Raw genomic sequence first — 9,736 nt, 5'->3', positions numbered from 1 at the left:
CCCGTGTGAAAGTAGGTAATCGTCAGGCTCCCCTAAAGACCCCTTGCTACCAAAGTAGCAAGGGGTTTTTGCTTTGCACAAGCGGAATTGGCTTCCCATCGACCAACGAGGCTCCGTTAAAGCCACGCTCGGCCATCGCGCAAAGTGTTGCATCGACGTCGTGAAGTAAAACTTCGGATAGATCGTCATTGGTTTCTCGCTTACGATTCGACCACGGGGTTAGTTGTGGTTCGGGGAGTGAAACCAGTGGTAAATGATGATCGAAGTAAGCGCCATGCAATGTGGCGTGGTTTGACCTTGCTTGGCGGCGCGTTGGGCATTGCATTTATTGTTGGCGGTTGCGCCGTGCATCAGCCGTCGAGTGACGTAGCTCTCATGGCGTCGCCTTCGTTGAGTGACGATATTGCCCCGCTCTCTGCGGCCGTCACCGCTGAAGGACTCCCACCGCATTGGGAAACCTATCTCGTAACGCACAATAAACGTCGCACTAATTACGAGCAGACACTCGACGAGCAAGGCGTTGCCGTCATCCGCGCACAGGTCGACGCGTCGGCATCGGGCATTGCGCAGAAGCTCGACATTCCTATCTACCCAGGGGCCAAGTTGAATTGGCGCTGGCGAGCCGACGCCATGCCGCCGTCTGCGGATATCCGCACGAAGCGATATGACGATGCCCCTGTACGCATCGCACTCGCTTTCGATGGCGATCCGGCGAAACTCACCACGCAGGATCACCTGCACCGCGAGCTCGCACGTCTGGTGAGCGGGCGCGAATTACCCTATGCGACGTTGATGTACACCTGGGGCGACGGACGTTTCTCGCCGGACGAAGTCGTTCAGAATCCTTACACCGGCCGGATTCGAGCCATCGTCGTTGAGCGGGGCAGCGGTGACCTCGGCAAGTGGCAATCCTATTCGCGTGATATCGCGAAGGATTATGAGAAGGCATTCGGGGAGCCGCCCGGGCGCTTGATTGGCATCGCGATCATGAGCGACGGTGACAACACGCAATCGAAGTTCACGGCCTGGTACGGTGATATTCGATTGGAGACTGACGGTATTCCCACCACAACGGCAGCCAAGTAGATTTAGCTGACGCAAAAAAGCCGGCAATCGCCGGCTTTTTTTGGAGCGCCTCGATGCGAACGCGGCGATTACTGGTCTCGGCCGAAATAGTTTTCGACGAGCTTCACCCAGTAAGTACCGCCCAACGGCAGCAAATCATCGTTGAAGTCGTAGCTGGCGTTATGCAAATTGCACGGCCCGAGGCCGTGGCCGCTGTCGCGATGCGTGCCATCGCCGTTACCGATGAAAACGTACGCGCCCGGCTTCTCCAATAACATGAACGAGAAGTCTTCTGCGCCCATCGTGGGCTCAACTTTGTCGTTCACGTTCTCATCCCCAACCACCTGGCGCATCACGTCGGCGCACAATGCTGCCATCGCCGGATCATTGATGGTTGGCGGGTAATTGCGTTGGAATTCGACCTCAGCCGAACATCCCATCCCCTTGGCCACAAACTCCGAGATTTCGCGCAGACGCGATTCGATCAGGTCCAATACCTCGAGCGAGAAGGTACGGATCGTACCGCCCAGCCACGCCGTGTCCGGCACGACGTTGGTGGTGTCGCCAGCATGAATCTGCGTAATTGACAGCACAGAGGCGTCGATTGGCCGCTTGTTGCGCGTAATGATGCTTTGAAGCGCCTGTGCGACCTGTACTGCCGCAATGACCGGGTCGATCCCTGCGTTAGGAATGCCGGCGTGCGTACCTTTGCCGCGCAGAGTGATCTTGAATTCGTTGCTCGAGGCCATCATCGGGCCCGGCGTAACCGCGAACGTACCGGTAGGGACCCCCGGCCAGTTGTGCATGCCGAAGACGGCTTGCATCGGAAAGCGCTCAAACAGGCCGTCCTTGATCATCTCGCGCGCACCGCCACCACCTTCCTCGGCGGGTTGGAAGATCAGGTAGACCGTGCCGTCGAAATTGCGGTGCTTTTGAAGGTACTGCGCGGCTGCCAACAGCATGGCAGTGTGGCCGTCATGGCCGCAGGCGTGCATTTTGCCTTCGTGCTTCGAGGCATGCTCGAAAGTGTTCGCTTCTTTGATTGGCAGGGCATCCATGTCGGCGCGCAGACCGATCGCACGATCGCTGCTGCCGTTCTTGATGATGCCCACAAGGCCCGTCGTGCCCAGGCCGCGATGAATGGGGATGCCCCACTTCGTCAGCGTTTCGGCCACAACATCGGAGGTGCGTTTCTCTTCGAAGCACAACTCGGGATGTGCGTGAATGTCACGTCGAATGGTCTGAATTTCGCCGCGAGCGGCATCGATTTCGGGAATAAGCTTCATGACGGGGTTTCCTGCGTACGCAATGGCTCATCTTACCCCTAAAGGCAGGGTCTGGCACCTCGATAGGAAAACGCGAACGCCCATACAGAGCCATCCGGAAAAGGCCGTACCGCCCCGTGGGACGGGGCGAAGCGCCGACGAACGTAATACAATGTCGCCAGCGTCACACCCCAACCAGACGCGACATTTCGGCAGAGAGAGGAGTAGTTTCATGACGTCCAATACCCACGTCGTTCGGGCCGCTTGCCCGCATGACTGTCCCGATACGTGTGCACTTCACGTGACGGTGGAGAATGGCGTCGCGATTAAGGTTCAGGGCGATCCGGACCATCCGACGACCAAGGGCGTGCTGTGCACGAAAGTCTCTCGCTATACCGAGCGCACCTATCATCCGGACCGTCTGTTGCACCCGCTCAAACGTGTGGGCCCTAAGGGGGCGGGACAATTTGTACAGGTGAGTTGGGATGAGGCGCTCGATGAGATCGCCGCCCGTCTGAAAGGCATCGCAGCGCGCGAGCCCGAAGCCATCCTGCCGTATAGCTACGCGGGAACGATGGGGTTTGTGCAGGGCGAAACGATGGCTGCACGCTTTTTCAACAAACTCGGCGCGTCCGAGCTTGATCGCACCATTTGTGCGAGCGCCGGCGCCGCAGGGCTGCGCTATACGTACGGGGCGGGCGTCGGGATGCATGTCGAGCATTTTGTCGATAGCAAGCTGATTCTGATCTGGGGCAGCAACCCGATCACGTCGAGCGTGCACTTCTGGGCGATTGCGCAGGAGGCCAAGCGGCGCGGGGCAAAATTGATTGCGATCGATCCTTATCGCTCGCTCACCGCTGAGAAGTGCCACCAGCATATTGCGTTGCTCCCCGGCACCGACGCCGCACTGGCGCTCGGCATGATGCATGTTCTGATCGCAGAGGACCTCGTCGATCACGAGTACATTGCGCGTCACACGGTCGGGTACGCTCAGTTGAAAGCACGGGCGCAGCGCTATACACCTGCGCGCGTGGCCGAGATCTGCGGTATCAGCGAAGACACGGTAGTGACGTTGGCCCGCGAGTACGCCAGCGCTAAACCCGCCGCGATTCGTCTCAACTACGGCATGCAGCGCGCCAAGGGCGGTGGTCAAGCCACGCGCGCCGTCGCCTGTTTGCCTGCACTCATTGGGGCATGGCGCGATCCGGCTGGCGGATTGTTGATGTCGACGTCGGGTTTTGCGCCGGTCGATGCGCTGGCGCAAGCGCGTCCGGACCTGCGACCAGTGCCGGACAAGGTGCCGCGGCTGGTGAACATGAGCGCCATCGGGGACGCGCTGTGCCATCCGGGCGATGCGTCGTTTGGCCCGAAGATCGAAGCCCTCGTGGTCTATAACAGCAACCCCGTGGCCGTCGCCCCTGAGTCGAGCAAGGTGGCGTCCGGATTCGGCCGGGAGGATCTGTTCACGGTGGTGCTGGAGCATTTCCAGACCGATACCGCCGACTATGCCGACTTTGTCCTACCTGCGACCACGCAGCTTGAGCATCTCGATATCCATAAGGCGTACGGCCACACCTACCTGCTGGCGAATAATCCTGCTATCGCGCCGTTGGGGGAGACGAAGCCAAATTCGGAAATATTCCGTCTACTCGCCCAACGGATGGGGTGGCAAGACCCATGCTTCTCGGACACGGACGATCAACTTGCCGAGCAATCGATCCGATGGTCTGATTCGCGCATGGCGGGCGCGGATTGGGAAACACTCAAGCGTGACGGCTGGGTGCGCTACGACTTGCCCGAGGCGCCGTTCGCTAATGGCGGTTTCTACACGCCGTCGGGAAAATGCGAGTTTTACTCGGAGCGGATGCAGCAGGAAGGCTTCGATCCGCTGCCGGACTGGGTGCCGCCGTACGAATCGGTCGCAAGCAATCCGTCGCTCGCCGCGCGCTATCCGCTGGCCATGATTTCACCGCCGGCGCGTAACTTCCTGAACTCGAGTTTCGTGAACGTCGATAGCCTGCGCTCTTCAGTGGGCGAGCCGACGCTTGATATTCACCCGGCCGACGCTGGACCCCGTGGTATTGCGGACGGCGCGGGGGTGAGGATTTTCAACGATCGAGGCACGTTGAACGCCAAAGCGCGGGTGACGGAAAAGGCTCGTGAGGGCGTGGTGGTCGGGTTGTCGATCTGGTGGAAGAAGCTCGCACCGGATGGCAAAAATGCCAACGAGGTCACGAGCCAGCAACTGACGGACCTTGGGCGCGCGCCGACGTTCTACGACTGTCTGGTCGACGTCGCGCCAGCCTAAGATCAGCGCCCCGCGCTAACGCTCACGGAGTTTGTCATGTCGACCTTGCCTGTAAAGGGTTCTCCGATTCGGTTTCGGTACCTCAAGGTACTGTCGGCATGCGCGGTGATGTCGGCGATGGGTGGGTGCAGCCAGGTCGGTTATTACGCGCAGTCGATTAACGGCCATTTCACCATGCTGCATGAGGCGCAGCCGGTGAACGACCTACTCGCGGACCCTTCGCTAGATCCGCGGTTGCGTGAGCGTTTGACGGAAGCGGAGCAGATTCGTAGCTACGCCGTAACGGCGCTCGGGGAGCCTGATAACGGCAGCTATCGCAGCTACGCGGACATCAAACGTCCCTACGTCGTCTACAACGTGTTCGCTGCGCCCGCGCTCTCGTTGAAGCTGCATGAGTCGTGTTTGCTTGTTGTCGGATGCGTCGAATATCGCGGGTATTACTCGCGGGAGTCGGCGGAGGCCTATGCCGCAGAGCTGCATCGCGATGGATGGGAAACCTTCGTGGCAGGGATTCCGGCCTATTCGACGCTGGGTTACTTCGATGACCCGCTGCTTAGCACCTTCATCTATCTGCCGCGTGCTGAAGTCGCCCGGATGATTTTCCATGAGCTCGCGCATCAGATTTTGTTCGTGCGGGGGGATACGCCGTTCAACGAGTCGTTTGCGGTCACGGTCGAGACTGTCGGCGTGCAGCGTTGGTTGGCTGCGCATCCTGACGCGGCGATCGAATACGAGCGTTATGACGCGCATCGACGGCAATTCCGCGAATTGGTCGAGGGTTACCGCAAGCAATTGGAGGCGCTGTACAACGGCACAGATACCGACGGACAGAAAACGGCGCAAAAGGACGTGCTGTTCACCCGCATGCGTGCCGATTACGCGGCGCTCAAGGCATCGTGGGGCGGCTACAAAGGGTTCGATCTCTGGTTCGCGAGCGATTTGAACAACGCGAAGATCGGTTCTTTCGCCACTTATAACCAGTGGGTGCCGGCGTTCATGGCGTTGCTCGCGGAAGAGGGCAACGATTTGCCGAAGTTCTATAGCGCAGTGAAAGCACTGTCGAAGCGAAAAGCGGATGAGCGTGACGCGGTGCTTGCCGCACTTAACGAAACGCCCGCAGCGGCAGCGGCACGAGCGGCATTGAATTCGCCTGCCCACGCAGCGAGGTAGCCGAAAGCCATTCGGCGGCGTCGCCGTGATCGACGCGCGTGCGTACGCGCTGCTGGTCAGCGCAAGTCGGTTGGGCTAGTCGGTCAGGCGATCACCGACTTCAAATCCCCCAAGAGCGCATACAACTGACGCTGCCGGTCTTCCGGCAGTCGGCCAAGGCGCTGCTCGATCCATTCCTCATGGGCGCGCGCCATATTGGAAAAGGCCTTCTTGCCACGAGGCGTCAGCTTGATCAAAAACGCCCGTCGGTCGTTGACGACGGTCTCGCGCGTCACCCATCCCTCTTTTTCCAACTGATCGGTGATACCGGTGACATTGCCACCGGTCACCATCATGCGCTTGCTGAGCTCGCCCATCTTCAGCCCTTCCGGATGGCGGTCGAGTTGGGCGAGCAGATCGAAGCGTGGCAACGTGCAATCGAAATCCTGGCGCAGACGCGACCGGATGTCGGTTTCGATCATGTTGGCGCAGGTGAGCAGTCGCAGCCACAGACGCAGGGCGTCGTGCTCGCGGTCGTTGGCTCGCGTTTCGAGATCGAGAGAGTCGGAATCGGCGAGGCTCATGGGAGGCGATGTGAAATTTACAGTATGGAAATTTTAGGTTTGAACTAAACGCCCGGTCAAGCCGGGTTTGCGCGGGCGGTTGGCTTGGAAACAACGCGCGCGCCACATGGAGAGACGGAAGACAGGGGGTGAAGAACGGGGAGGCAGGAAACAAGCAGAGCGTGACCGCATCCGGGCGCTGGAAAATGCTGAGGCAATAACCAGGCAATAACCGACGCAAAAATCGAGGCAATAAAAAAGGGCACCCGAAGGTGCCCTTTCGTCAAACAAAGACTAAGTGACAGAAACTGTCAGCTTAGAACTTGTGACGGATACCGGCCGTAACAGCGAACTGGTTCGTGCTGTTCGAGAAGCCCAGGCCGTTCAACGTTGCGCCGCCAGGAGCATCGTTGTTGGCGTGTTGCCACAGACCAACCAGGTACGTGTCCGTGCGCTTCGACAGGAAGTAGTCGACGCCCAGGTTGACTTGGTGGTACTTCGGCGAAACGCTGTTGCCTGCCGTTTGGAGCGACGACCACGTGTACGTGTACGAAGCGCCCAGTTGCAGAGCCGGGGTCAGCATGTACTTGCCGTTCAGTTCGACGTTGTCGAACTTCCAGCTGCCGCCACCAACGTATTGGTACACCGAGTGACCGTAGACCAGACCCAGCGTGGCCGGACCGAAGGCGTACGAACCGCCTGCCGATGCAATCCATGCCTTGTCGCTCAGGCCGCCAGCCGTCATGGCCGTCGTAGCATCGCCCGAGTTGTTGATCACGCCCGAGCTGTTGCTGCCCGGCGAGCCGAGGTACAAGTAGCCAGCGCCGAACGACACCGGGCCGTTAGCGTAGCCAGCACCGAACGAGTAAGCGCGGTTGTTGGCGAAGCCCGAACCCGTCGAACCATTGTTGGCCGAGTTCGAGAAGCCGTACATACCGCCAGCGCTGAAGCCGCCGTAGTTAACCGACGTGTACTTGACAGTGTTGTTCACGCGGAACGAGTTGTTCAAGTTGTCGTTATCGAACGGGTGAGCGCCCGCGAACGTCGACCATTGGCTGCCCGAAGCGTACGGACCAACGAAGTCAACCACGGAGTCGTACTGACGACCGATGGTCAACGTACCAGCCGTTGCGCTGCTCAGACCAACGTAGGCTTGACGACCGAACATACGGCTGTTCTGGCCCAGCGTGCCGCTGCCCAGGTTGAAACCGTTTTCCAGCACGAAGATTGCCTTCAGGCCACCACCGAGGTCTTCAGCACCCTTCAGGCCCCAACGCGAACCTTGCAGGTTGCCGTTGGCGAACTGGAAGTTCTTCGAGGTGTTACCCGTGCCAGCCAGGTTGCCACCGGTCTTGCTGACGTATTGCAGGCCAGCGTCGATGATACCGTACAGGGTCACGCTGCTTTGAGCGTGAGCAGCGCCAGCGAATGCGCCGAGCACACCCAGAGCGAGAAGCGACTTTTTCATTGAGTGATCTCCAAAGGATTGTGAGATTTGTTTAACAAGGTCACTAGTGATAACGTCCTTGCTAATCAACTTCGCGAGAAGTTGGACGTAATGTAACAAATTCACTGTGGGCGGCAAAGGAAAAGGCCGGATTTGCGCGGGTTTGCGGCGACCTTTGTTTCGTTTACGCAACAGCCCGGAAACCGGCTTCTGGCGTGCCTCGCGCGCGTTTGCTCCCGCGCAAGGCACGTCTGGCAAAGGCGCGTATCATCACCGGCAGACGCGGTGGAATCGTCCTAAATTCCACATTGTGAAAGATTGAAGTGAGTTGAAAGTCAGATGTTCTCAGACAGCCTTATCTCCGAACTGGACCGTGGCCTGCGAGCAATCGTCGGGGTCACGCAAGCCTCCCGCCCGATTCCTGTCCCTGCCACATCCGCTATATCCGCTGCACCGACGACAACCGAGCCGACCGGCGCGGGTCACGCGAGCGGTGCCGGGGCCACGGCCGCAAGTGATGCTGCCGACGACGGGCTGAGTCCGCAGGAGCGCCGGCACGTCGCGGGTCTCATGCGCGTGAATCATGTCGGTGAGGTATGCGCGCAGGCGCTCTATCAGGCGCAAAAGCTGGCGACCAAGCGGCCCGAGTTGCGGGCGGCGTTCGAGCACGCAGGGAAAGAGGAAGAAGATCACCTTGCGTGGACGGCGCATCGGCTGGCCGAATTGGGCTCGCGTCCCAGCTTGCTCAACCCGCTCTGGTACGCCGGGGCCTTCGCGATCGGCTTCGTCGCCGGAAAGTGCGGTGACAACGTGAGCCTGGGCTTCATGTCCGAGACCGAGCGTCAGGTCGAACACCATCTCGATACCCATCTAGACGAACTGCCGCCGCATGATCTGCGCTCGCGGGCCATCGTTGATCAGATGCGTCTCGACGAAATCGAGCACGGTCAGGCAGCACGCGATGCGGGCGGTATCGAACTGCCCGTGCCGGTACAGCGCGTGATGCGGGCCGCCGCCAAGGTCATGACGACGACGGCCTACTATATATAGAGCACTGCGGTCGTCTCTGGCACTTCTCTCTTTTCCTGTGTCGATCTCCCTCGCGTGGCGCGTGTCCGGTGGCATTTTGCGTGTCACCAAATGGCGCGCGCCATGGCGTAAGCGCGCACTACCCCGTATCGATAGCGCTGGCGGGCTTTGCGCGAGATTGGGCTTCAAGTTTGAGGTTCCACTTTCACTATCGCAGTTATGTCATTAATTTTCCTGACAAAAATTGGTTCGGCTGCTTGAGGAAAGTGCGCTAAGTCATTGTTCTGTCTGACAAATCCCGTCCGAAAAACCGGCGAAACGCTTGACCGGCCAAACACTCTCCTCTAAAGTGGGAAATAGTGTGAGAAAGTGTATTTTTGTGTGCTGTAACGCACGAAATCTTTCTCTCTCGGCATGACGGACAGGCGGACGAAACCTCACGGGAGCGCACGTGTTTCAGGGAGCCTCGGCACTTTCACTGGATGCAAAGGGACGGATGTCGATTCCGGCCCGGCATCGTGACGTGCTGCAAGGCGAGGCCGAAGGCAAGGTCACGATCACGAAGCACCCCGATGGTTGTCTGCTGCTGTTTCCGCGTCCCGAATGGGAGATCTTCCGCGGCAAGATCGCCGCACTGCCGATGGATGCGCACTGGTGGCGCCGCATCTTCCTGGGCAACGCAGCCGACGTCGAGATGGATTCGGCGGGGCGTGTCCTGGTAGCGCCGGAATTGCGTGCAGCCGCGGGCATGGACAAGGAAGTCATGCTGCTGGGCATGGGCAGTCACTTTGAACTCTGGGATGCCGCGACGTACGCCGCCAAGGAACAGGCAGCGATGGCGCAGAGCATGCCGGAAGCACTGAAAAACTTCACTTTTTGATTGATCAGGTGGTCCGACGAGCATGGCGCA

General features: G+C 59.5%; 9 protein-coding genes. 5 read left to right on the top strand and 4 right to left on the bottom strand.

All coding sequences use genetic code 11. From position 1 onward, the window contains the following. Positions 1-189, bottom strand: a 189-nt coding sequence (locus PPN31114_RS26310; RefSeq protein ID WP_217426964.1) for a hypothetical protein, incomplete at its 3' end; no start/stop codon positions are given. Between the two features lie 57 nt (positions 190-246). Here PPN31114_RS26310 and PPN31114_RS19265 point away from each other — a divergent pair. After that, complete coding sequence (locus tag PPN31114_RS19265) at positions 247-1,086, top strand: DUF3047 domain-containing protein (RefSeq protein ID WP_150681073.1); 840 nt, start codon at positions 247-249, stop codon at positions 1,084-1,086. A gap of 68 nt (positions 1,087-1,154) precedes the next feature. On the opposite strand, the gene PPN31114_RS19260 is transcribed toward PPN31114_RS19265, so the two are convergent. Then, positions 1,155-2,351, bottom strand: a complete 1,197-nt coding sequence (locus tag PPN31114_RS19260) for a M20 aminoacylase family protein (RefSeq protein WP_150681072.1) — start codon at positions 2,349-2,351, stop codon at positions 1,155-1,157. 211 nt (positions 2,352-2,562) lie between these two features. Here PPN31114_RS19260 and PPN31114_RS19255 point away from each other — a divergent pair, with 211 nt between their 5' ends. Then, positions 2,563-4,638, top strand: a complete 2,076-nt coding sequence (locus tag PPN31114_RS19255) for a molybdopterin-containing oxidoreductase family protein (RefSeq protein WP_150681071.1) — start codon at positions 2,563-2,565, stop codon at positions 4,636-4,638. 108 nt (positions 4,639-4,746) lie between these two features. Further along, on the top strand, positions 4,747-5,808 hold the full coding sequence (locus PPN31114_RS19250) for an aminopeptidase (protein ID WP_246182650.1): 1,062 nt from the start codon (positions 4,747-4,749) through the stop codon (positions 5,806-5,808). Between the two features lie 83 nt (positions 5,809-5,891). Here PPN31114_RS19250 and PPN31114_RS19245 read toward each other — a convergent pair whose 3' ends face one another. Together PPN31114_RS19245 and PPN31114_RS19240 are read right to left on the bottom strand one after the other, a co-directional pair. After that, positions 5,892-6,371 carry a MarR family winged helix-turn-helix transcriptional regulator gene (locus PPN31114_RS19245; protein WP_150681069.1) on the bottom strand — a complete coding sequence of 160 codons (480 nt, stop codon included), beginning with the start codon at positions 6,369-6,371 and terminating at the stop codon, positions 5,892-5,894. A gap of 295 nt (positions 6,372-6,666) precedes the next feature. Then, on the bottom strand, positions 6,667-7,818 hold the full coding sequence (locus tag PPN31114_RS19240) for a porin (RefSeq protein ID WP_150681068.1): 1,152 nt from the start codon (positions 7,816-7,818) through the stop codon (positions 6,667-6,669). A 318-nt stretch (positions 7,819-8,136) separates the two neighbouring features. On the opposite strand from PPN31114_RS19240, the gene coq7 reads away from it, so the two are divergent. Then, positions 8,137-8,847 carry a 2-polyprenyl-3-methyl-6-methoxy-1,4-benzoquinone monooxygenase gene (gene coq7 / locus PPN31114_RS19235; protein ID WP_150681067.1) on the top strand — a complete coding sequence of 237 codons (711 nt, stop codon included), beginning with the start codon at positions 8,137-8,139 and terminating at the stop codon, positions 8,845-8,847. Positions 8,848-9,277: 430 nt separating this feature from the next. Next, positions 9,278-9,706: a division/cell wall cluster transcriptional repressor MraZ gene (gene mraZ, locus PPN31114_RS19230; protein WP_150681066.1), complete on the top strand. Its 429-nt coding sequence runs from the start codon at positions 9,278-9,280 to the stop codon at positions 9,704-9,706. Positions 9,707-9,736: the final 30 nt, after the last annotated feature.

This window comes from Pandoraea pneumonica, assembly GCF_902459645.1.
GTDB lineage: Bacteria > Pseudomonadota > Gammaproteobacteria > Burkholderiales > Burkholderiaceae > Pandoraea > Pandoraea pneumonica.
This window is presented reverse-complemented; position numbering and strand designations above follow the sequence as displayed.